Below are 22,558 nucleotides of genomic sequence, written 5' to 3' on the forward strand. Positions count from 1 at the left end.
GTTCCGCAATCGAGAAATCGGAGCGGCGGGTTCGATCGCGGGGTTGGGTGGATAATTTCCATTCTGCCTCCGAGACGAGTTCCCCAAGAGCTACCGCTGCCGTGCCCCCCTCTATCGCGAGCCCTGCCCCTGCTGATCGTGCGGCCCCGCGGGATTGATGCCGCGATAGAGAACTCCGCCTTCTTCCGTCAGGGTCGCGCGACGCAGTCCAGAGAAGAACGCCTCGAAATTCGGCCACACTGTTTCGAACGTCATCTCGCTCCTCGGTGCCCAGTGTCCGTCATAGAACAGGACGACCCTCGGCTCGCGTCGCCCATCGCTATAATCGAGGCAAAGATACTCGTCCCAACCCTGCTGTGCGATGCGAACGAGCCGCTCCGCCCCCGGAAGATACGTCTCCCAGGAGCCGTCTGGATCGTGGTCGAACGTCGCCTGCAACTCGGTCATCGTATCGAGGTCACCAACGGGTCGAAGACCATCGTCGGGCAGGCTGGTGCGCCAGTGCCGCTCAAAATCATCGCCTGCGTCGAGGGGTGCGTCGGGCGTTATGGCGGAAAATACGAAGTCGGTGCTCCCACCATTCTGGCGCAGGTAGAGTTCCCTCAGAAGGCTGGGCAGGGTGATGTCGAGACGTTCCTCGATTGCGGCGATCAAAGCGACATTCGCCACAGGAGGATCCGACCAGTGAGGCTCGCCTCGAAAGAACGTGTCCGTGGTCGGCCCTTGCGCCTCCAGCACCTCGTTGAAACCGCCTGAGCCCATAATGCACCCGCTCTCGCCAGACCTTTCCGTAGCAACTGACGCGGAGTCCGCTTGCGGCAAGCGGTAGAGAGTCTGGGAAGGGCGAAGATGGGTCGTGAGCGGGGATAGGAGGTTGGACTGGAAAGGGCATCTATCCACAGCTCCCGCCCTATTCCTCTTTCGAACAATATCTCATTATGGACGGCAAGCTGACCACGCGCGCAGCGCGGTGGGGTTTCCGTCTCGAACTGCGGCAGCTACGCATTGAGCTGTTCTACCGGCCCTCCACAGCGGCCTTGCTTGCGCCCCTTCCACGACACTACGAGAGCGCGAGGTTAGTTAGGCTGGCCCGCTTACCTGGCCGGCTTACCTGGCCCCGCTTACCTGGCAGGACGGAACGTATTCGACCGGCAGCATCGCAAAAATGAACAATACAATTTATTCAAATAAAGGCCCACTCCATTACATTTGGCCATTGGGAATGACCCTGGCAGGCACAGCTGGAGTTCTCTTTGGATTTTGGGGGTTAATACGCTACTGCGGAGTAACATTCATCTCCGATAGCCCCTATTGCTCTGAAGAGGGGGAATTCCTCTTTGTGGCCCTGATTCTCATGGGCATCGTGATCGCCCCGACGGCACTGATCGTCCTGATCTGGCGGCTCCTTCGCTCCCTCCGCTGACTTTGTCGCAGCGACCGCTCAGGCGAGCAGTTCTGACATCGTTCCGCGTCTCGCGTCCTACGGAAAGACGATCCTGAACTCGCGACTCGTCTGCCCCCCAGCAAAACGCGCACTCCGCGTCTTGACGCGCATCTCCCAGTCCCACGAACCGCAGCTCGTTCCTCGCAGTCCGGCGCCGAAGGTCAGGCCGGCGACCCTGCCGGGCCGGCAACCTGCTCCGGGCATCGTCTTTTGCGAAGGGTTTCATGCACGATGTCACGATCCGCGCCTTCGCCCCGGCGTCGGACACAGAGAACCTCTCAAGGATCTCACGCGACCGCAGAGTCTACTGCGGCTTGATTTGTCGGGGTCGGAGCAGCTCAATCACAGCCCGTCGAGCCACGCCGTCAGCGCGGCGTTCACGTCTTCGGGACGGTCCTGCATGATCCAGTGCCCGGCATGCTCCCACGCTTCGACCTTTGACGCTGGATGAGAGAACCAGGGCCGCATCCGCTCGGCTTGCGCGTCGTCGCGGCACAAATGATAGACCGGCACGCGAAGCTTGCGACAGAAGACTTCGCTCTGCGCGCCGACGCCGACCTGGTTGGCCCCTAGAAACAGTGGGCCGAACGTCTCACGCACCACATGGGCGGGCATGCCCTGGACCCGCCGCGCGTGCCAGCGCTTCATCGCCGGAGCCGTGGCAGGATCGTAGAACTGTTCGAAGAGCGCAGGCGCGACCGATCCAGGATCACCAGTGCCGAGAGCGGCGCTGACCTTCTGGAATACCGGAGTGAGGTTTTCGGCGAACCCCAAAGAGCCATCCACCGACACGACGGCATCCACGATGTCGGGGCGCTTGGCTGCAAGCCGGGCGGCAAGCTGCCCGCCCATCGAATGCCCGACCAGCACAAACCGCTCCGTCGGATATCCGGTGTCGATGAACGCCTCCAGGTCCGAGACGTAGTCGGCAGGGTCGTAGGCGCCCGACGGAACGACCTCCGACCAGCCGTGCCCGCGCAAATCGACGGCCACGGTGCGATAGCGACTTTCCAGAACGGGAAGCTGCCAGCACCAATCGTTCGAGTCCGCCGTCCATCCGTGGAGCAGGAGGAGATTTCGGCCCTTGCCGCTTTCCGTCGAGAAAAGGCGGGCGGTTGTTCGCACCGCTGCCGCCGCGCGGGCCGGCGCCATTGCCATGACGCCCGCAGCACCTGCAAAACCAAGCAGACTTCGCCTCGACAAACTCGGTTGATCCATTTCCATCTGGTCCTGATGCCGTTATCGCGCCACTTCTCATAGAAGCTGACATCAAGATGCACATCGGATATCTAGGATCAATTACGCACCTGAAAGTGCGTAGATGGATGTGAGGATATCTAGTGGCTGATGGACACGATCCGGTTTTCTTTGCCGATTGCGCGGCGCGATCCTTCTTCGATCAGGTGGCGAACAAGTGGGCGGTGATGATCCTGACGATCCTCAGTGAGCGGCCGTCGCGCTTCAACGAGATGAAGCGCCGTATGGAGGGGGTCACCCACAAGGCACTGACCCAGGCGCTGCGCCGGCTGGAGCGCAATGGCCTGCTCTCACGCCGGGTCCTAGCAACCTCGCCTGTCGCCGTGGAATACTCCATCACCCCCCTCGGGCAGACGCTGCAAGTTCCCTTCCGGGCAGTCTATGACTGGTCAATCGAAAATCTCGATAAAATAGAAGAAGCCAAACGGCGCTATGATGCCATGCAGGCTGACCACGGCTCGGCGGACGCTTAAAGCTCTCGTCCCGCCTCGCGAATGTCCGCGGTCATGAAGCATAACAATCGCCGGAACGGCGCCCCCGGCAAAATCCCGCCCGGCGATCTCGACCCGCACGCCGCACCCTCCCGGCTTGACCTCCACCGCATCTAAGCGACCGGCGTTTGGCCCGAAAGAACCTGCCGGAAGACGGGCATGTCGATATTGCCCCCGGTCAGGATGAGGGCGACGCGTTTGCCGCGAAAGCGTTCGCGCGCGTCCATCAGCGCGGCCAAAGGCGCAGCACCCGCCCCTTCCGCCATGTTGTGCGTGTCGGTGTAGAGAATGCGGATTGCCTCGGCGATTTCGTCCTCGCCGACCAGCAAGGTGGCGTCGGACATTCGGCGTGCCAGGACGGCCGGCCCGGCTGCACATACAGCGGGCCGACAAGTCTGGATGCTGGCATCTCACAAGGTTTGAACGTCGATACCCGCCTCCGCACCTCCCGCCTGGGACTGTGGGCGAAGCCCGTAACGGGCGGCGGGGCGGGCGTCGAACATCGCCTGGAGAAGCGCCTGCGTGTCCGTCTCGTGGTTGCGAAGGAGAGTTTCGTCTTGAAGCGATGGGGCGGTGACGGGCTCGCCCTTGTCCAAACCGGCGAGGGCTGCATCCACACACTCCTCGGTGGTCATGACCACGCTTGCAGGAAGCGCTTCGAGTGCCCCGCCACCCGCGACCTCCCACCCCTCCGACACGACGGCTCCCGGAAGCACGAGCTGCACACGCACATTCGTGCCGGCGACCTCACTCTGAAGGCTCTGCGTGAAATGATAGACGTAGGCCTTCGTCGCGCCATAGACCGGAATTTTCGGATAAGGGGCAAAGCCCGCCCCTGAACCGATATTGACGAGCGTCCCCGATCCCCGTGCCTGAAAGGCGGCAAGAGCGGCCTTGGAAAGAAGCGTGAGGGCCGTCACGTTCAAGGCGATCATGGAGGCAACGACATCATCCGGCGTTTCGGTCAGCGCCTTCAAGGCGGAGAAGCCGGCATTGTTGACCACAAGCGAGACGGTCTCATCGGCGATCCGGTCGGAGACCGCCGCAACCCCCGCAGGCTGGGCGAGATCGGCAACGAGAGGTTCCGCTCGAACCCCAAAGCGGGCGCCGAGGTCGGCTGCGATCTCGCGGAGGCGGTCTCCGCGTCGTGCCACGAGAACGAGGTCGTATCCGCGTGCCGCCAGGCGCTCGGCGTAAACCTTGCCGATGCCGGAGGAGGCTCCGGTGACGATGGCGGTGCCGAGCGGATGGGAGTTGGGCATGGCATTCCCCTGAAATGTTGTGAGGACAGGATCGAGCCCAATAGGTATATTTTGTGTACCTGGTGTCAATTACGCACTTATAGTAGCCTAGGTCTACTGGAGGAAACCGCATGGCCTATTCGGAAGAGGATGTGCTTCGCACGCTCCCGGGGGTCCGTCCCGTCCTGGAGCAGGTGGCGCAAAAATGGACGATCCTGATCCTGACGTTCCTGTGCGAGGAGCCCAAGCGCTTCAACGCGCTGAAACGGCGACTGGACGGGATCAGCCAGAAAGCCCTGACCGACGCATTGCGGCGGCTGGAGCGCAACGGACTGGTTCAGCGCACCGTCACGACCTCCTCCCCGATTGCCGTCGAGTATTCGGTGACCCCGCTGGGGCGCACGCTGCAGGAGCCTTTCCTCGCTCTTTACGACTGGGCGGTCGCGCACCAGGACGATCTGTGCGCCGCACGGGAGGCGTTCGATCAGCGTCATGCGTGAGACCTCCCCAATCATCCGCGCCTTCGATCCGGCAACGGACACCGAAAAACTCTCAAAGATCTGGCTCGACGCCTCGCTCCTGGCGCATCCCTTCATCGGCCGCGCCCGGCTCCTGGAACAGCGGCGTCTCATCGAAGAGACATATCTTGCCGCGGCCGAGACATGGGTCGCGTGTCAAAGCGGCGAGCCCGCGGGCTTCATCGCCCTGATGGAGAATTTCATCGGCGGCCTGTTCGTCGCCCCCGCGCACCAGAAAAAAGGCATCGGCCGCCGCCTGATCGCCCATGCCCTCACGCGCCGCGACGAACTCACCCTCGAAGTCTACACGGAAAACGCGGGCGCCCTGCGCTTCTATCTGGCGCAAGGCTTCGAAGAAGTCTCGCGCCGCCCCCGAGACGATGAGGGCTTTCCGTTCGAAAACGCCCGCCTGCGCAGGCCGGCGCGCTGAGGCACCCGCTTACGCCACCGCCTGCATCTCCCCCTTCTCTCTCCCGTCCATCTCGCTCCTACCCTTTTCTTCCAGGGCCGTCTGGTCCTTCGCCAGGCGTTCGAACGGCTGCGTGCCGCAGGCGAGAAGCAGCGCCAGTTCGCTTGCCGGCCGCGGTTCGCTGAAGAGATAGCCCTGCACCTCGGTGCACCCCTCGCGCGACAGGCGTTCCAGCTGCTCGGGCGTCTCCACCCCCTCCGCCGTCGTCAGCATCTGCAGGCTCCGCCCGAGCCCGGTGACGGCGCGGATGATCGCCATCGCCTCCGGCCGGTCGGAGAGTTCGCGCACGAAGGACTGGTCGATCTTGAGCTTGTCGAAGGGGAATTTCTGCAGGTAACTCAGCGAGGAATAGCCGGTGCCGAAATCGTCCATGGAAATTCGGATGCCGAGATCCTTGAGCTCCTGCAGCACCGCCACATTCCCCGCGCTGCCATGCAGCAGAACAGATTCCGTAATCTCCAGCTCGAGCCGCGCCGGATCGAGCCCGGATTCCTGAAGCGCCTCGACGACGGTCTCCACGAGCCTTTTGCTCTTGAACTGCACCGGCGACAGATTGACGGCGATCTTGATCATCTCCGGCCAGCCCGCCGCCTCCGCGCAGGCCTGCCGCAGCACCCATTCGCCGATCGGCACGATGAGGCCGATCTCTTCGGCGACCGGAATGAAGGCATCGGGCGGGATCATGCCGCGCTCGGGATGCGGCCAGCGCAACAGCGCCTCGAACCCCGTCACCCGCCGCGTCGCGACATTGAGGAGCGGCTGGTAATAGAGCTCGAATTCGTGGTTCACCAGCGCCTTGCGCAGATCGAGTTCGAGCGCGCGCCGCGCCTGCAGCCGCGCATCCATGCCGGGCTCGAAGAAGCGAAACGTGCTGCGCCCGTCGGCCTTGGCGCGGTAGAGCGCCATATCGGCGTTCTTCAACAGCGTATCCGCCTCGCACCCGTCCAAGGGCGAGAACGCGATGCCGATGCTGGTGCCGACGGCGACCTGATGGCCGTCGATATCGAAAGGCTTTTCGATCGCCTCGATGAGCCGGCCGGCGAGCCCGCTCGCATCCGAGGGATCGTCGAGATCGGCCTGGATGATGGCGAATTCGTCGCCGCCGAGCCGCGCGACGAAATCCGTCTCGCGCAGCGTCCGGTTGAAGCGCTCCGCCACCGCCTGCAACAGCTTGTCGCCGATCGGATGGCCGAGCGTGTCGTTGACGCCCTTGAAATGGTCGAGGTCGAGGCAGAGGACGGCAAGCGCCCCCTCGCTCCGCCTTGCGCGCAGAAGATCGGCTTCGAGCCGCGTGCGGAAGAGAAGCCGGTTCGGCAGATCGGTCAGCGCGTCGTGATGGGCCATATGCTCCACCCGCGCCTCCGCCTTGCGCCGTTCGGTGACGTCGATCACCGACAGAAGAATGACCGGCCGCCGCTCCACAAAAAGCTCGCGCGCATAGGGAAACACCTCGATCCGGCGCCCGTCGGCCGTCACATGGATCCACGATTGCTCCACCGGCCGCGCCGCCTGGCCTGCCCCCGAGCGCGTGTCCGAAAGCGTCTCCAGAAACTCGCGCATGCGCGTGCGGTCGCCGGGGGCGGCGACATCGAGCACATCCATCGCCAGAAAGTCCTCAGGCCCATAGCCGTAATGCGCGCTCGCCGCCCGATTGACGCGGATGATCTGGCGGCTTTCCTTGTCGACGAGCCACATCGGCACGGGATTGTCGTCGAAGAGCGTGCGCAGCGCCTCCTCGCGGGCGCGAATGTCGGCGATGTCGCTCACCGTCACCGAGACGAGATCGCCCGTCGGCGCCACGCCGAAGCGCAGATGCCGCGCTCCCGCCTCCCCCTCGAACGTCGCCCCCTCAAACCTCGCCCCCTCGAACGTCGCCCCCTGGAACGTCGCTTCAAAATGCGTCCGCCCCCCGTCGCAGACGCAGGCGAGCAGCGCCGAAACGAGATCCTGCCCCGGAAACAGCCCCGCAAGATCGGACATTCTTTGCCAGGAAAGCGCCCCCGCCTCGCGGTCGAGAAGCCGTGCTGCCGCCTGGTTCAAGGCGATGATCTCGAAATCGACCGCCGCCCCCGCCCGGTCGCGGATCGCCTGCAGCGCCAGCATCCCCTCCATCGTGGCGCCGAACATCGTCTCCAGAAGATCCTGCCGCGCCGCGTGCTCGTCGAGAAGAAGGATGAAGCTCACCGGCCCCCACCTGTTCGACAGCGGCAGCGCCCACAGATCGTAGGTGGCGATCGCCCCGTTGACGATCATATGCGTCTCGACGCGCTCCGGCCGGCAGCTTTCCTCGGCGCGCGCGATGACCTCGCAAATGGCGCGGGCGCGGTCGCGGCGAAGCGCGGAGACCACCGCCGCACCATTCTCCCCGCCATCGGCATCGCCAACGGTATCGGCCCAGGCGGCAAAGGCGGGGCCGATGCGCAGAAGCCGCAAATCCTCCGCCTCGCCGGCATCGCGAAACGCCAGCGCCTTCATCTCGATGAGCCGCCCGAGATGCCCGAGCGCCACGCTCTCATAAGACGGCAGCGTCTCGCCCGGGCGAATTTCCGAAGCCCAACGCCGCAAAAAATGCTGCACCGGATTGTCGAGACGCAAACCCGCCTTCGCCGCCCCAGTCTCTCTCCCGTGTCCGGTCATCTCACCGCTTCGATCATCTTGACGTCAGTATCGATATCACTTGGGCCACCGCAACACCCCAAGGATATCGACAGACGTAACGGCGAGTTCTGACCAAACCGTAAGAATTTACTGCAATAAAACCGTCACAATACACGCAGCGCTCGTATATTCCGGAGCTCCCTTCCGACGAGGCGAGCCAGTTTGCGAATTTTCTCAAGAAGCCGCCCCCCACCACACGACATTCCGGCACGGCACCAACCAATGGCACGGCTCCCCCCCCCCCGGGGGCACGGCCAGTTCCTCTCCCCTCTGGGGAGAGGTCGCCGCGAAGCGGCGGGTGAGGGGTGGCGCTGATTGTCGAGCACGCCATCAGCCAACAGCACGGCCTCCCCTCGCCCCCCAAAGGCATACAAATGGGAGAGGGTGGCCGGCGAAGCCGGTCGGGTGAGGGGTCACTCCGAGCCAGCTCAGGGCACGGCCAACCGAACAAACAGACGCCGCCGACACCCCTCCCCTAACCCCTCCCCACAAGGGGGAGGGGAATCTCGCCCTGCTCAAAGCACTCGCCAACGCTCAACTCCGGTGGCAACCGTTGAACAACTTGTTCGAGAAAGACAGCCACGGCCCATGGCACTGCCAGTTCCTCCCCCCCCTCTGGAGAGGTCGCCGCAAAGCGGCGGGTGAGGGGTGGCGCTTGCCAAACTGTAATAGCTTGGCGCAGTGCCTCGGATTACGGCAAAGCAACTCGCCTTAAGATATTCGAGCCGCGAAAGAGCAAGTCCAGTTTGCGCCCATCGCGGTCGTACAAGCAAAGCATTGCCTTCACGCAGGAACGGACGTCCGGGCTCGTTGAATGAACGGCAGCTTCCGCCGTCAGATCGGCTGCTCCCATTCTTTAACGAACTTTATCAAAGCTACCGTTTGCTGAGGCGGGCACACAACTCCTGCTTTAAGGGGGACCCAAACTAACGCGCCCGCAGCACGCAGCTTGGCAATCGACGGGCCAGAGATTAACAAAGAGCCATGAGCCAATTCACCTCCCACCTCACCAAGGCAGCCCATCGCAATTGGGCCGCTGCCGAGCGGCTCAAGAACGCAGAAGCACCCGACCGCACGACGGCGGGCTATCTTTATGGAATTGCAGCAGAATGTGCGATCAAAGCTTTGTATCGTGGCATTTCCTGGACCACCGACAGCAAAGACGGGCCCGTCTACGCTCACTTCCCTGAAATTAAGGCAAAACTTCGGGACTCGATTTCGGGGCGAGGGGCAACACAGCTCGTTCAATTTACTGATCAGCATTACATGGAAGGTTGGGCTATCAAAATCCGATACAGCGACGGTGCACGTCCTGACGCGGCAACCTTGGAAAGATGGCGCGCGGATGCGGATCTAGCCCGGTCGGCCTTGCCATGAAGCCCCCTATTCGCTTCGACGATAGTCTCCCGCAGTTCGTCGCCAGTCTCAGGGCCGCGTATTCTGGAGATCTGGCCGCTGCAGAGCCCATCGTGATCCGGGACTTTGAAGGCCGCCTTGGGGTGATTCTGGACATCACTGAAGCAGATCTCGACAGCTTGAACAGTGCGGTCACCGAGCGCCTTGGCCCATATGCCCGCCCCGAAGATCCCGTGCGCGGACGCAACGCGACTGGCGTCTCGCGGATTGTCGAAGAGGCCCGTACCGCACCCGTCCTGAAAATTGGCGGGGTGAATGTCCGACTTCTCGATCGCCGGATTGTCGGTGCAGATTGGATGGTGCGTCCCGTGCTTGAACCGGGCACGATCCCGCGGATTGCGTTTGTTAGCATCAAGGGCGGTGTTGGCCGCTCCACGGCCCTTTCCATCGCGGCGACGCATTTGGCCCAGGCCGGTTTGCGGGTACTTACTGTGGATCTCGACCTCGAAGCTCCGGGACTCGGCGCGACGCTCTTGAAGCCAGAAGAACTACCCACTTATGGTGTCGTGGATTGGCTTGTGGAGAATGGGCTCTCCGGCACTGACGGCACGTTCCGCGCCGATTGTATTGGCAAGTCTTCCCTCTTGGACGGGATTTCCGTCGTGCCCGCCTTTGGCAGCCAAACCCTCGCACATCCCGCTAATGCGCTTGCCAAGATCGCCCGGGCAAGCCTCGAAGACATGCGCAACGGCACACCCTTGTCCCTTCGCGATCAACTGCAAGAAATGCTTGGGAGCTTTGAGTCCACCGGAGACTACGACGTTGTGTTGATCGACGGGCGCGCGGGCCTGCATGAAACGACGGCAGCCCCGGTCCTTGGGCTTGGGGCGAAAGTACTCCTTTTTGGCATCAATGAGCCACAGACCTTCCAGGGCTATGCCTTCCTCTTGGCTCACATCCGCGAACGTATCCCGGGTGGTACGGACTGGGAGGAGAACGCCTGGTTCGTGCAGGCCAAGGCTGATCCCGGGGATGCGGAGATCGCTCGGGAGCGTTTTGACGCTCTCTGGAGCATGGAGGAGGGGCCACTTGCACAGCCCGAAAGGCTCGGGCCGGACGATCTGGAGCTGGTCTGGGCGGACAACGACGCGCCGACCGCCCTGCCTCAAGACCCGGTGCCCGTGCTGCGCATCCTCAATGACGAGCGTTACCGCAGCTTTAACCCGGTTGAGAACCGCGTCCAGCTCGATGAACGGCTCGTGCGGTCGACCTTCGGGGAGCTTCTGGATTGGCTCGACGAGCAGATGGATTTAGCCAAATGAGCCTTCGCCAGAGATCCCGTCCTCCCAAACCGGAGGACATCACAACGATCCGCGAGGCCATCGCGCGGTTTGACCCCAGCGCGTCGACGACAATCGTCGGAGCGGACAAGGCCAAGTTGCGGGACGTCTTCGCGCCCACGGCCCATAGCAAAGCGCTTGACCCCGCGACCACGCTTGTTCTGGGCGCGCGCGGGGCCGGAAAGAGCTTTTGGGCGAGCGTGTTATATAACAAGGACACCAGACAGCTCGCCACCGATCTCTACCCGCGCCTGGGGCTCGACAAGCTCCAGGTTCAGATCGGATTTGGCGGCGTGAGCCGCGCGGGTGTGTCGAAACCAGAGATCGACCGACTGGTGCCCAACGGGCAGGAAAGAACCGCCGCAGACGCCTTTTGGCGAGCCATCATCGCGGGCGCAGCCCTCAAAGTGACCGAGCCTAATCAGAAGCACACCCCCACGGACATGCTTGACCGTTTCGCCGATCCCGAAGATTGGGCCGAAGCCATGGCGGAGGTTGATGACGACCTTACCAATCGAGATGAGACTCTCCTAATCGTCTTTGACGCGCTCGATGCAATCTCGGAGGATTGGGGACGGCTTAGTGCGCTAATCGACGCGTTGATGCGTGCCGTTTGGGAACTGCGCGGATTTAACGCGATCCGGGCCAAGCTCTTTATGCGCCCGGACCAGTTGAGCGAGCTCACGTTGCGATTTGTGGAACTGCCCAAGCTGCGCAGCGGCGCGGCGAAACTCGGGTGGAGGCAGTCGGATCTCTACGGGCTGATGTTTGCGAGATTGGCCTTTGATGAAGATGCAAGGGACGCCTTCGGTCGTTTCCTTCAGTATCGTGGCTTGGGCAAACCGCCAGAAAAACAAGAAGAGCTTCGAACTTGGAAGCTGTCCAATAATGAAAGCCAGCAACAGAAGCTTTTTGAGGCCATGGCAGGCAACTTCATGGGCGCAGGTCCGCGTAAGGGAAAAACCTTCGACTGGCCGTATAACCATCTTGCAGATGGCCTCGGAGATGTGACCCCGCGCAGCTTTCTCATCCTTATGCAGAACGCCGCGGAACGGTCCCAATCCCGTGATGCGGGTTCCCTCGTCCTTTTGCCGCAAACGATCCGCGAAGGACTCCGGGAAGCCTCAAAAGTCCGCATCGAGCAGCTCAATACAGAATACCCTTGGATCAAGCGGGTTCTCCAGCCGCTCGCCGGTCTTCGGGTGCCAGCAGACCCACAGGTCTTCTTTGATGCTTGGACAATGAACGCCACGGTGGAAGCTGCTGTGAAGATTGCACGCAACGAAAATGCTCTCCCTCCCGTGCTGGTCGGTTCATCTCGGAAACCTGATCTGTCAGATAAAGAGGCTGACCTCGCTGAGCGCCTGACCAAGATGGGCGTCCTTATAAGCCGTCCAGACGGGCGCTATGACATGCCTGACCTCTTCCGCATCGGCGCTGCGCTTCTGAAAAAAGGAGGGGTGACGCCGAATGTCTGAAGCACTGAGCTGCGTCCCATTGTAATGAAGCCGTGTTGAGCGACGGCTTTGGGTCGGCTGCGGCAGCACGCCAATCTAGCATAGATGTCTGCGTTTGCGGTGGCAGCCGCCGGAACCTGCCGGTTAGCAACCGGCCCCCCTCCAACCCCTCACCCCCTACCCACAAAACTCCTTCGATTCCTTCGTCCACGCCCCAAACCCCGTCGCCACCATGTTGGTGATGACGGCGCAGACATAGCGCTTCTGCGCCGGGTTGTTGTTGGGCCCGGCATGGTAGCGGGCAACGGCAAGCGTCCAGCTGCCCTCGCGCTTGCGAAGATTGGTCAAAAACCGCGCCGCGTAATCGACGTTCTTCTTCGGATTGAACATTTCCGCCGGTGAGGCAAAATGTTCGGAATGAAAATGGTGGTTGATCTGCATGCAGCCCATGTCGATCAGCTTGGAGCCGGCGGCGCGCGAGCGTTTGAATTCGTCGAGCGCGTCGGCCACGCTCTTGCCGAAGAACGGGCGGCCGTGAATGTTCATGGCATAGGGCTGCAGCGAGCCTTTGCGGCCCGTCTCCGTCAGCCCGACGGCATAAAGAACGCCGAGCGGCACGCCATATTTCTTCGCCGCGACCGCCATTTCGCGCTCGCAGATATTGCCGCCCGCAGCCTTCCCCGCCGCCTTGCCGGCCACACCAGCGCCGTCGCCGAGCGTGGCGGCCGCCCCTGCCGCCCCGCAGGTCGCCGCGATCAGGCTAAACGAACAGGCCGCCGCGAGGGCGGTTTTCCTCAGAAGCCTGGCCATGTCTCTGCTCCTCTGGGGTTTGGGTCTGTTGTCCGCCGCCATTCTGGCCGCCGGTTCCGTTCTCGCCGGCCCCGCCCTGTTGCGTGCCGGCCTGCGGCCCGCCATTCGCCGCGCCGTTGCCCATCGCAAACGCGATGCCGGAGCGTGCCGCATTCGACGATGTATCGATCTGCGGCAGCGCGCGTTCAGACTGAATGGTCACGCTGTCGGGCTCCTGCCCGGCCGCCTTCAGGATCTCCGACAGCTTGTGGCTGTCCTCTTCCAGCATGCGGGCGGTTTCCGGCCGGCTCGCCTTCAACGTCACCGAAAGTTCGCCCTGGCGCATGCGAAGTTCCACCTGAACGGTGCCGAGCGATTCCGGGTGCAACTGGATGCGCAACAGCCGCGCCGGGCTGTTGAACGCCTGCTGCGCCGGCGAATTGGCCGACGCCGCGGAATTGGCCGAGCGCCCCGTCTCCGAGGTCTGCGATCCGCCGCCACCGCGGTTTTCTGCGACGATCGCATCCGCGATCCGCTTCAACTCGCCGCCCGGAAGCCCGGCATTGTCCCCGTCGGCCCCGGCCTCGGCCAGGTCCGCGGTCTTAGCGGTCGCAGCGCGAGTCTCGGCCAACTTCGCCGAGAGTGCGGCTTCTCCCCGCTCCTGCGCGCCCGCCCGGCCCTGACCGCGCGCCTCGCGCCCAAGCACCAGTTCAGGCCCCGCTGCCTGCGTGCTAAGCCCTTCCGCAGAAACGGTTTTCTGCGACAGCTCGGCGGTCGAAAGCGCCTGTGCGAAGCGCGATCCCGGCGTCAGCACCGGCGCGAAGTTCGTTTCCTGCTGGATCACGTCGACCCGGTGCATGACGTAGGGAGTTGTCCCCGCCTCGCCAGAAAGCTTATATCCTTCAAAGGCTTGCGTGACGGCACGGGCGCCGGGGAAGAGCCCTGAGGCGCCATTCTGCGTCTTTGCCCCACCCGCCTCGTTGGTTTTTCCCGCATCGACAACGTTCGCGAGCGCATCCGCCGCAAAATCGATGGTTTGCGCAGGTTTTTCGCCCGATTTCGCCTCTTCGGGGCGCGATTTATCCTGCGGCTTCGCGCTCTCCTCGGCGGGTTCGGACGCCTGCAGGTCCGACGAAATCTCGTTATCCGTCAGCGTGTTAGCGCCGTCGTCTGCGGTGTCTGAGGTCTTTTCCGCGCCCGCCTCGCCGGCCACCTTCGCCGCCGCTTCCTTTTCGCGTTTCTGCGCCTCGGCCCGGCGCATGGCGATCCGCGGGTCGTCGTCGGAAGTCTTTGATTTCGTTTGGTTATCCTGGCCCTCTCCGGCGATGCGCCGCCTCAGCCGCGCCGCCGCATCCTCGGCGCCGCCGGTCTCGTCGGCCGCTTCACCGCTTGTGCCGTCGTGTCCTTTCGCGCCGGCATTTTTCTCTTTTATGTCAGTGTCTTGGGCTCTCGACGTGACATCTGCAGCGGGCTTTTTCTCCGCCTCCGCAGCGCCGTTCTGCATGAGCTTCGCGAAGCCGTCCCCCGCCTCCGCCGCGCCCTTCCCGCCCGCACTCGCCTTGCCATCCGGCCGTGCCGGCCCTGTGAGAAAAGGTAGATCAGCCACGTTCATTGGGCTCCCCCGAGCAGTTCATCGGCCGCCTCAACCGCCTGTTGGGCGCGCGCGATGGTGGGATTTGTCTGTAAAAATTCATCTTTCAATTCAGCAGCTTGCGGCGACGCGGCGGCGCTCGCCGGGGTCGCGTTTGCAGCGGTTTCGTCCGCCGGGCGATCGGCCGCCACATCCGTCAGTGTGACCTGCGGTGCCCTACGGATGCTGTCGGCAATCCCCAAAACCACGTCGAGAAGATCGCGGTCCGCCTCCTCCAAAAGGTTGCGATCGATCTTCTTGAGAGCCGCACTCGCGCCGTCGAACGTCTCCACCCCAACAACAGACACCGCCGCCCGATAGAGATGCGCCTGCTCCTTGGCGGTGTCGCTGAGATCCGGCATCGCCAGGACCCTGTCCGCCGCAAAGCGCGCAATCGGTGCCTTCGCCTGCACGACGGCCGCGCGCGCGATGATCAGATAAAGTTCCTGACGCGCCGCCAGCTCCATGTCGCTCAGAATGTCGTCAAGCCTCGGTAATTCCTCAGGATTATCGACGAACTTCATGCGCGTGAGCGCCGTCGCGAAACGTTGCCGGAAGTTGCCCGCATAGACAGAATGACGAAACCGCTGCAGATATTGGCGCGACAGGAGCGCGAATTTCTCCACCTGCTGAAGCTCCGCCACAACGAGAATCTCGCGCCGCAAAGCCGCTTCTTCGGCCAGTGTGCCCGGCGCCAGCAAACGCGCTTCGTCAAGGAGTGCGGCTGCCCGCATGGGATCTTCCGACACGACGAGAGCGGCCTGAGCGATGGCGACCTGACTTCCCGTCGAGGTGAAGTTCCGCGCCTTCACCTCCGCCAGTGCTTCCTTCGCAGCCTGCGCCCGCCCTTCTGCATACGCAAGCGCGCCTCGCATCAATTGCTCATCGACGGCCGGCAGAGGTTCAGAGCGCAGAATGTCCCGCAGCACGGCGGGCCTCCCGCCGCTCAGCACGTAGCCGACAAGAGACACCGCATTGCGGGGGTCCTGCCAGGTCTCCTGGGGTGCCTTGCGAAATTCCACTTCAATTCGATCCAGAACCTGGCGCTGTTCGGCCAGAGCCTCCGTCGATCCTTGAGCAATCCGATCCTGCACACTTTGCAGGTCGCGGAACAGCGCTGCAGCATCGAGCCCGGGACGCGGGGCAATCGGCAAGGGCTCGACCTTCTCCGCGGCCTTACCATCGCCATCACCTCCGGCCGGCGCTGGCTTGTCATCGCTTGCAGCATGTTCAGTTTCGCTGCCCGCATGCGCATCGTCCGCAGCATGTTTATCGGCACCACTTTCGGGCTCATCGTCAACGTGGTCGCTGCTCTGGCCGTGATCAATACCTTCCGAGCTCCGGCCGGCCTCCGCCTTGACGCCGTCTTCAACATGCGCGTCCTCAGATGCACGGTCGTCGTCGCTCACTTCCGCTTGCTGGAGAGGTTTATGACCATTGTCGGCCTCGTCCGGGTCGGCAGACGCGTCATTGTGCGGAGCGATGTCCGTATGAGCGCCCTCATTCGTCGCCGGCGCATGGGATGTTTCGACAGCAGGCACCACCTCATTCGGCGGCCCTCCGGCCTGGACCGTCGAGGCATCACCGACGACCTGGGGACCACCATGGTCCGTCCCCTCCTCAGGATCGACGCTCGCACCGTGGTTTTCATCCGCCCCATCCTGTGGGACAGACCACTTCTCACCCCCGACGCTGGTTTCATATGTCTGTTCAGACGTGTGTCGGTCGGCCGATTTAGCAGACCTTCCACCAACTTCAGTGTGAGCGCCTTCGGCAATTTCGTGCCCGCCAGCAACCTCGGCACTGCCATCGTCCGGCCTCTGAGAGAACGGGTCTGCCGTAGAGCCGGCTGAGCCCAAGACGGACGCTGGAGCAACATCCTCACCAGCACCGGAAGCCTCGGCCACCCCAGCTTCCGTGGGAGCCGATCCGTCACCATCAGCGCCAGGGGCCGCGAGCATTTCACCGTCCATCGCGTCCTTTGGAACGATGGGGGTCGGCTCTTCGCTCTGGGTTACAGACTCCTCATCACCCGCAGGCTCGACATCGGCAGACGCGGCGTTCTGCTCGGCAACATCGTTGGCAGCAACATTATCACCCTGCCCGGTTTCAGCTTGCATCGCCTCATCAAGTGCCCCCTCGCCTCGGGCATCCGATACGCTTGCCGCTAGAGGTTCCTCCGTGGGCTCGGAAGACACAGCCACTCCCGGAAGTTCCTGAACGTTTTCAGCGTCGACATCCGCCGTAGCACCAGCGTTTTGAGCGACATCGCCTTTGTCCGCTTCAGTAACCATTGGCCGTGCGCGCGGCAGGCGGGGTGCGGCCGCAGGGGTGCGCCGGCGTGCCTTCGTAGGCTGGTCACTCGTCTCAGGCTCGACTTCGGTATCTAAGTATGGTGCAGGCGTAGGCGGCACTTCATCACGCCCAAAGAGCCTAAGGCCCCGTGAGAAAAAAGAAGGGCGGCCGCCCTGATCCGTTGATGACGGAAGATCAAGGACGCGCGCGGGACGCAAACGGTCTGAACCTGTCTGTGCGAACACGGCGTTCGGCACGGCCATGATAAGAAGCGACAGCGCCACGACGATCCTGAGCCTCATGATGCACATCATGCCGGCTCCTTAAGAAGGATCTCGATACGACGGTTTTCAGCCGCATTCGGATCTTCAGGATTCTTGAGGTTGCGGTCGGCAAAACCTTCGATCGCGCGAATGCGCGTTTCCGGAAGACGTCCTCTCGTCAGCATATAATACGCCATATGGGCACGGGCCGTGGACAGGCGCCAATTGTCGTAGGTCGGAGAACGAAAGGGCCGTCCGTCCGTATAGCCCCGAACGATGATATCTCCTGGACGATCAACCAGGAGCTCTGAGACACTTTCCATCGCAACGACGACGACGGGTTTCGGAATCGCCGAGCCAATTTCGAACATGGAGAAGTCCATCTCGTCCGTAAGGCTGATCAGAATGCCCTCGGGCGTCGCCTGCACGCTGATGTTTGGTGCATCGAGTTCCCCGAGCTTTTTCTTGAGCTCTGCTTGAAGCTGCGCTTCCATCTGGGCGGCCTCGACTCTCTCGGCCTGGCTCACGCCGTTGGCAGCACCAAGCACCACCTGGGGAAAGAGCACAGGCTGATCATCGGAAGCGTCTGCGATATCTTTATCGCTCGCCGCAGTGGCATCCAGCCGCCGATCGCTTGGTCTTTCGGCAATCTTCTTAACGTCCCCTGGCTTCTTGGTCTTCGACTGGGAAGCTGGTTGCATCTGCCAGTAAACGGGGTCGAACGGATCACGATAAACTTCACCGCCCGTCACGCCGACGATTCCCGTCTCGCCGACAGGCGCTTCCATCGTCGCCGGATCGGCCGGCGGAACTTCATCGGCAAGCTCAGCCAGGACGAGATAGGGATCGCTGAAGGCCGCCTGTTCAGCAGTCATCGTTGCATCGGGTGCAGGACGGTCGATTGGAGGCGAGTTGCCCTCGGCACCTCCAGCGCTCTCTCCTCGAGCTTCCTCGTGAGTAGAGGCGTCACGTTTAGCTTCTTCATCCTGACCGTGGCCGCCTTCGAGCGGGCCTGGGGTGCCACGCTCCGCGCCGTCGCCGGAGCGTCTGCTTTCGCTATCGCCTTCACCAATCTCCTCCGGGTTGTTAAGGCCCTTCCGATCGGTGATGCTGGCCGAAAGTTTCACCGGATTGAAATAGTTGGCAATCGACTTTTTCACTTCCTCATCGGTGACGTTGATCAGCCACATGATCAAAAAGAAGGCCATCATCGCCGTCATAAAGTCGGCATGCGCAACCTTCCACGCGCTCGAATGAGACTCGTGCTCTTCGTCCTCGTAGCGCTTGATGATGATAAGTTCTTGATGCTCTTTGGCGTCGTCAGACATTTTCGGCCTCGCTGATCGCCAGCGACACGCGCTCGCGCCAGGCTTGCAACTGCGTCTCGATGATGGTGGGGCCGGCGGTCACCCGCACGTCCGGCCCCCCACCCACCCTGAAACCGATCCCGCTGGCCATCTCGCCCAGACGAGTTTTCACCGCCTCAAGAAGATCCTCCGGCCCCACCACTTCGAGGACCGGCTCGTCCTCACGGCTTCTCATGTCGATGATCATGTCTGACAGCTCGGCGACGGCCTTCTGGGCGATTGCAGCACCGACCAGGGGGACCAGAATGGCGGCCACAGCTTCACTGAGGCTTGCATCGAGTTCGCTGAACGCATTGCCGATGCTTTCGGCAATCTTTTCTGCTTCCTCAGCCACCCAACCGGCGCGCTTTTCTTCGAGCTCTGCTGCGAAACTGGCGCGTATCTCCTCCAAGGCTGTCTCTTTTTCGCGTCGGCCGGCCGCAAGCCCTCCTGCGAACCCAGCGTCTCTCGCTGCCGCCAAGGCCTTCTCAGGATCCTCTTTCGGTGGTTTGACAGCGAAAATACTAGCCAGGGTCGGTTCGACACGCGGCGTTTCAGCTGGAAACTCTGGGAGAACCTTGCGCAAGTTGCGGCCTGCCTCAGGCTCATCGAAGTCGGGCAGAAGGCGGACAAGAGCATGCATCATCATGCTCCTTCCACGCGCATCCACTGCCGCAGGATCGTCGCCGCCTGCTCTTCGTCAAAGTCGATAATCTGCTCGAGACGTTTCTGCGGTGTGCGGTTCTTTTTGCTGGTCAGATCTTCGATCAGGTTGACCTGTTCCGGAGGCGCCAGCCCTGCGATATGACCATCGGCCATGTCAGCTTCATCCGGGCCAGGCAGCATACCGGCAGCCATCTCACCTTCGATCGCGACTGCACCGGCTTCCAGCGGCTGACTACGACCGAGGACAGTCTTCAGCGTTGGACGAAGGCCGAACCAGATCAGCAATATGGCCATGACCAGGATAGTGCCGGCATTGATAAGCGTACCGCTTTGACGCATCAGCACTTCGCCCATCGAAGGACCAGGCACTGGCTCGAGGTCGTTACCGCCATCGGCGAACATGACCGAAGAGACCTTGAGCTGATCGCCGCGTTCTTTGTCGAAGCCTGTGGCCGACTGGACGAGCTGCTCGATCTCCATGAGCCGCGTTTCGATCGGCATCACGTCAGGCTGCCCCTCATCGGCCTGCAGCCGCGCCTGATTGACGAGAACCGCGATGGACAAGTTCTCCACCTCGTAGCCGTCATGAACAGTGTCGACTTTCTTCGAGGAAATCTCGAAATTGGTCAGCTCTTCGCGCCGCTCGTTTTCTTCATTGGAGCTATTGCCGCCGCCCGCCTCCATCTGCGCGACAGGGATGTTCTGCTGTACGGTCGCAGCGGAGTCTGTCGTGCTATTTTGGCTGGTGCCGGTCTCTTTCACGACGCGCACGGAACGCTCCACCCGAGATTCCGGATCATAGATGACTTCGCTCACCTGCTTCCGGTCAGTGTTGAGACGAGTGGAAACGCTGATCTGAAAGTTGTCGTAGCCGAGATAAGGCGTCAGCGTGCGCCGGATCTTCTCTTCCAGCTCACGGTCGACGCGCCGCTTGAGATCGTCCATGAGGCCGCCACCAGAGGCGGAAGGATCGTCACCAGAGACAAGGACAACCCCCTCGGTGTTGAGGACGGTGACGTTGTTCGTGTCCATGCCGGGAAGGGAGGCGGCAACGAGATGACGGATAGCGTTGGCGGCCGTCGCATCATCGGGAAGGCGCGTACGGATGACAACTGAGGCTGAGGCCTTCTGCTGGTCGCGCCGGAATGAGGCGCGGTCGGGCAGCACGATGTGGACGCGTGCAGCCTTGATTCCGTCCATCGTCTGAATGGTGCGCGCAAGCTCGCCTTCGAGGGCGCGTACACGCGTGACATCCTGCATGAAAGAGGTGAGGCCGAAGGAGCCGAGCTCGTTAAACAGCTCGTAGCCGGAATGGGTGCTCTGCGGGAGGCCTTTTTCTGCGAGAAGCATCCTGGCACGTGCCGTATCGGCATGACCGACGAGAACCGACGTGCCATCGGGAGCTACGTCGAAGCCAATTCCGTTGTCTTTCAGGACCGATCCAATTTGGCCGACATCTTCGCGGCTGAGACCACTATAGAGGATCTCTCGCTCCGGCTTGCTCAGGTAGAAGGCACCGAGACCGATCGCCAGGAGCACGGTCGCGCCCACAATTCCCAGGGCAGCAAGCCGCCGGCCGCCGAGCCCAGCGAGATTGGCCCACAGCTTATCCATCTGCTCGCGCGCGTTCATCAAGTCTCCCCACGCCATACAGTCTTGCATTGCGTCTCATGGGGATTTGACGTGATAAGCTTGCCTCAGCGTTGCATACGAAAAAAGCCACGCTCCTTTCGGAGCGTGGCTCTCTTGGTCCGCCTGCACGGGGGAGGAGCGTGAGGCGAAACCTTGGAAGGTTCTTACCTCGCTATCTTCACCTCGCTTAACGGAAGAGCGACAGGATGTTCTGGCTCGAGGAGTTGGCGATGCTGAGCGACTGCACAGCCAGCTGCTGCTGGGTCTGGAGAGCCTTCAGCTTCGTGGATTCCTCTTCCATGTCCGCGTCGACCAGGGCGCCAACGCCCGTGTCGATCGTGCTCATCAGGGTCTTCACGAACTCCGTCTGCATGTCGATGCGGGTCTGAACCGTACCGAGAGAAGACGCAGCCGAGGTCACCTGACCAAGCGCCTCGTCGACGACCTTCATGAAGTTCTGCACTTCGGTGCCAGAAGCCGACGAGATGTCGATCGTGGCAACGGAGGCAGCACCAGCCGCAGCCGCCGAAGTCGTCACGTCGGTGGCCGACAGGCCGAGCGAAGCGACAGTGATACCGGTCGCGCCGGCAGTCGTGGCACCGGAGATGCTGAAGTCATCGGTAGACGAGAACTCAACCTGGTCAGTGCCGTCCAGAACCACGTCGATGCCCTCAATACCGGCATCCTTCAGGGCCTGAGTGTAGACCGCCGCAAGATCGGCATTCGAGCGGATCGAGGTGTCAGACAGGCCGGCATCCGCCAGGGTCTGCTGAGTGATCTCGACCGTCTTGGCCGGAGCGCCGTTCTGCGACACGCTGAAGCTGATCTTGTCATCCGCCGCAGCAAAGGCCACCGCAGCCGTCTCGACGCTTGCCGCCTGACCCGAGTTAGAGGTGTAGGTGTTCAGGTCGATCGTCTTGTCGAGGATACCGAACTGAGCGGTACCATCGCCATAAAGACGGGTGTTGGTGATATCGACGTCGATGGTGCCAATCGCAAGCTTGTTGTTGGCATCACGCGACAGCGACGACACGATCTCCTTGTTGAAGGCCGTGCTGGAGCCCGTGCTCAGCCAGTTCTGGCCGGAGAACGACGCGGATTCCGCGATCGTCTTCAGCTGGTCCTGATAAGCCGAAATCTGCTCCTGAACCTTCGCCCGGTCGACACCTTCGCCCGTCGCAGCACCAAGGCTCGCCTTGATTTTGGTCAGGACTTCTTCAGCCTTGGAGAGGCCGGTATAAGCCGCATCGACGGTGGCCGAGCCCATGCCAAGAGCGTCCTTCACGGCCGACATGGCCTGATTGTCGGAGCGCATGGTCGTGGCGATGGACCAGTAGGCGGCGTTGTCGGAAGCGGTATTCACCCGCAGGCCGGTGGAAACCCGGTTGTTCGTCTCGTCCAGGTTGGAGTTGATCGAACGCAGGGTCTGCAGGGCGACCATTGCGGAGGTGTTGGTGATAAGGCTAGACATAATTGATGTCCCTTCAGACTAAGTGTCAGAGATATTGATGGGGACATGCCGGGCTTTCACCGGCATGGCAGGGCGGCATCATGCCTTTGGTGGGACGGAGCACTCGGCTTCCGTAACTGCTGCCCGTGTCGAGCAACCAACCTGCCATGCATGAAGGGATAGCAGCGCAAGCTTGCGTGAAGCTTGCAGACACGCCGGTTTTTCGAACGGCTGCGCAAAAATTCTCTGGTCGCGC

The 22,558-nt window shown here is 62.2% G+C and carries 18 protein-coding genes; 6 read left to right on the forward strand and 12 right to left on the reverse strand.

Annotated features, from left to right (window positions below; translation table 11 throughout):
* Positions 1-111: 111 nt before the first annotated feature.
* Together NYQ83_RS11060 and NYQ83_RS11065 are read right to left on the reverse strand one after the other, a co-directional pair.
* Positions 112-762 carry an SMI1/KNR4 family protein gene (locus NYQ83_RS11060; protein ID WP_261214667.1) on the reverse strand — a complete coding sequence of 217 codons (651 nt, stop codon included), beginning with the start codon at positions 760-762 and terminating at the stop codon, positions 112-114.
* A 1,024-nt stretch (positions 763-1,786) separates the two neighbouring features.
* Entirely contained in the window at positions 1,787-2,602 is an 816-nt protein-coding gene (locus NYQ83_RS11065) for an alpha/beta fold hydrolase (RefSeq protein WP_261214668.1), read from the reverse strand.
* Positions 2,603-2,784: 182 nt separating this feature from the next.
* Between NYQ83_RS11065 and NYQ83_RS11070 the strand changes: the two genes are divergently transcribed.
* A complete protein-coding gene (locus tag NYQ83_RS11070) occupies positions 2,785-3,174 on the forward strand; it encodes a winged helix-turn-helix transcriptional regulator (protein ID WP_128291238.1) in 390 nt (129 codons plus the stop codon).
* Positions 3,175-3,305: 131 nt separating this feature from the next.
* Here NYQ83_RS11070 and NYQ83_RS11075 read toward each other — a convergent pair whose 3' ends face one another.
* Both NYQ83_RS11075 and NYQ83_RS11080 read right to left on the reverse strand, forming a co-directional pair.
* A complete protein-coding gene (locus NYQ83_RS11075; protein ID WP_261214670.1) occupies positions 3,306-3,536 on the reverse strand; it encodes a pyridoxal-phosphate dependent enzyme in 231 nt (76 codons plus the stop codon).
* 66 nt (positions 3,537-3,602) lie between these two features.
* Positions 3,603-4,454 carry an SDR family NAD(P)-dependent oxidoreductase gene (locus NYQ83_RS11080; protein WP_261214672.1) on the reverse strand — a complete coding sequence of 284 codons (852 nt, stop codon included), beginning with the start codon at positions 4,452-4,454 and terminating at the stop codon, positions 3,603-3,605.
* 110 nt (positions 4,455-4,564) lie between these two features.
* Here NYQ83_RS11080 and NYQ83_RS11085 point away from each other — a divergent pair, with 110 nt between their 5' ends.
* Entirely contained in the window at positions 4,565-4,933 is a 369-nt protein-coding gene (locus NYQ83_RS11085) for a winged helix-turn-helix transcriptional regulator (protein WP_261214674.1), read from the forward strand.
* The gene (locus NYQ83_RS11090) at positions 4,926-5,381 is read left to right on the forward strand and encodes a GNAT family N-acetyltransferase (protein WP_261214676.1); all 456 of its coding nucleotides are present in this window, start codon (positions 4,926-4,928) and stop codon (positions 5,379-5,381) included. Before NYQ83_RS11085 ends, NYQ83_RS11090 begins: the two co-directional genes overlap by 8 nt.
* Positions 5,382-5,390: 9 nt before the next feature.
* Here NYQ83_RS11090 and NYQ83_RS11095 read toward each other — a convergent pair whose 3' ends face one another.
* Positions 5,391-8,057, reverse strand: coding sequence for a putative bifunctional diguanylate cyclase/phosphodiesterase (locus NYQ83_RS11095; protein WP_261214677.1), 2,667 nt, complete (start codon positions 8,055-8,057; stop codon positions 5,391-5,393).
* 1,005 nt (positions 8,058-9,062) lie between these two features.
* On the opposite strand from NYQ83_RS11095, the gene NYQ83_RS11100 reads away from it, so the two are divergent.
* From NYQ83_RS11100 to NYQ83_RS11110, 3 genes are read left to right on the forward strand one after another with little or no spacing between them, the layout of a single operon-like run.
* Positions 9,063-9,455 carry a hypothetical protein gene (locus NYQ83_RS11100; protein WP_261214678.1) on the forward strand — a complete coding sequence of 131 codons (393 nt, stop codon included), beginning with the start codon at positions 9,063-9,065 and terminating at the stop codon, positions 9,453-9,455.
* Positions 9,452-10,756 (forward strand): ParA family protein, encoded by a 1,305-nt coding sequence (locus NYQ83_RS11105; RefSeq protein ID WP_261214679.1) that lies wholly within the window; start codon positions 9,452-9,454, stop codon positions 10,754-10,756. The genes NYQ83_RS11100 and NYQ83_RS11105 overlap by 4 nt, the downstream gene beginning before the upstream one ends.
* Positions 10,753-12,252, forward strand: coding sequence for a hypothetical protein (locus NYQ83_RS11110; protein WP_261214680.1), 1,500 nt, complete (start codon positions 10,753-10,755; stop codon positions 12,250-12,252). The genes NYQ83_RS11105 and NYQ83_RS11110 overlap by 4 nt, the downstream gene beginning before the upstream one ends.
* Positions 12,253-12,408: 156 nt before the next feature.
* Here the strand turns inward: NYQ83_RS11110 and NYQ83_RS11115 are convergent, their stop codons facing one another.
* From NYQ83_RS11115 to NYQ83_RS17790, 7 genes are all read right to left on the reverse strand, one after another.
* On the reverse strand, positions 12,409-13,041 hold the full coding sequence (locus NYQ83_RS11115) for a transglycosylase SLT domain-containing protein (RefSeq protein ID WP_409976991.1): 633 nt from the start codon (positions 13,039-13,041) through the stop codon (positions 12,409-12,411).
* Entirely contained in the window at positions 12,992-14,626 is a 1,635-nt protein-coding gene (locus NYQ83_RS11120) for a flagellar hook-length control protein FliK (RefSeq protein ID WP_261214681.1), read from the reverse strand. The genes NYQ83_RS11115 and NYQ83_RS11120 overlap by 50 nt, the downstream gene beginning before the upstream one ends.
* Before the next feature lie 2 nt (positions 14,627-14,628).
* Positions 14,629-16,770, reverse strand: coding sequence for a hypothetical protein (locus tag NYQ83_RS11125; protein ID WP_261214682.1), 2,142 nt, complete (start codon positions 16,768-16,770; stop codon positions 14,629-14,631).
* Positions 16,771-17,255: 485 nt separating this feature from the next.
* On the reverse strand, positions 17,256-18,536 hold the full coding sequence (locus tag NYQ83_RS11130) for a MotB family protein (protein ID WP_261214683.1): 1,281 nt from the start codon (positions 18,534-18,536) through the stop codon (positions 17,256-17,258).
* A complete protein-coding gene (locus NYQ83_RS11135; RefSeq protein WP_261214684.1) occupies positions 18,529-18,966 on the reverse strand; it encodes a hypothetical protein in 438 nt (145 codons plus the stop codon). Before NYQ83_RS11135 ends, NYQ83_RS11130 begins: the two co-directional genes overlap by 8 nt.
* Positions 18,967-19,199: 233 nt before the next feature.
* Entirely contained in the window at positions 19,200-20,852 is a 1,653-nt protein-coding gene (gene fliF, locus NYQ83_RS11140) for a flagellar basal-body MS-ring/collar protein FliF (protein ID WP_261214685.1), read from the reverse strand.
* Positions 20,853-21,039: 187 nt separating this feature from the next.
* Positions 21,040-22,323: a flagellin gene (locus NYQ83_RS17790; protein WP_092810367.1), complete on the reverse strand. Its 1,284-nt coding sequence runs from the start codon at positions 22,321-22,323 to the stop codon at positions 21,040-21,042.
* Between the last annotated feature and the right edge of the window lie 235 nt (positions 22,324-22,558).

Source organism: Afifella sp. JA880 (assembly GCF_025379905.1).
Taxonomy (GTDB): domain Bacteria; phylum Pseudomonadota; class Alphaproteobacteria; order Rhizobiales; family Afifellaceae; genus Afifella; species Afifella aestuarii.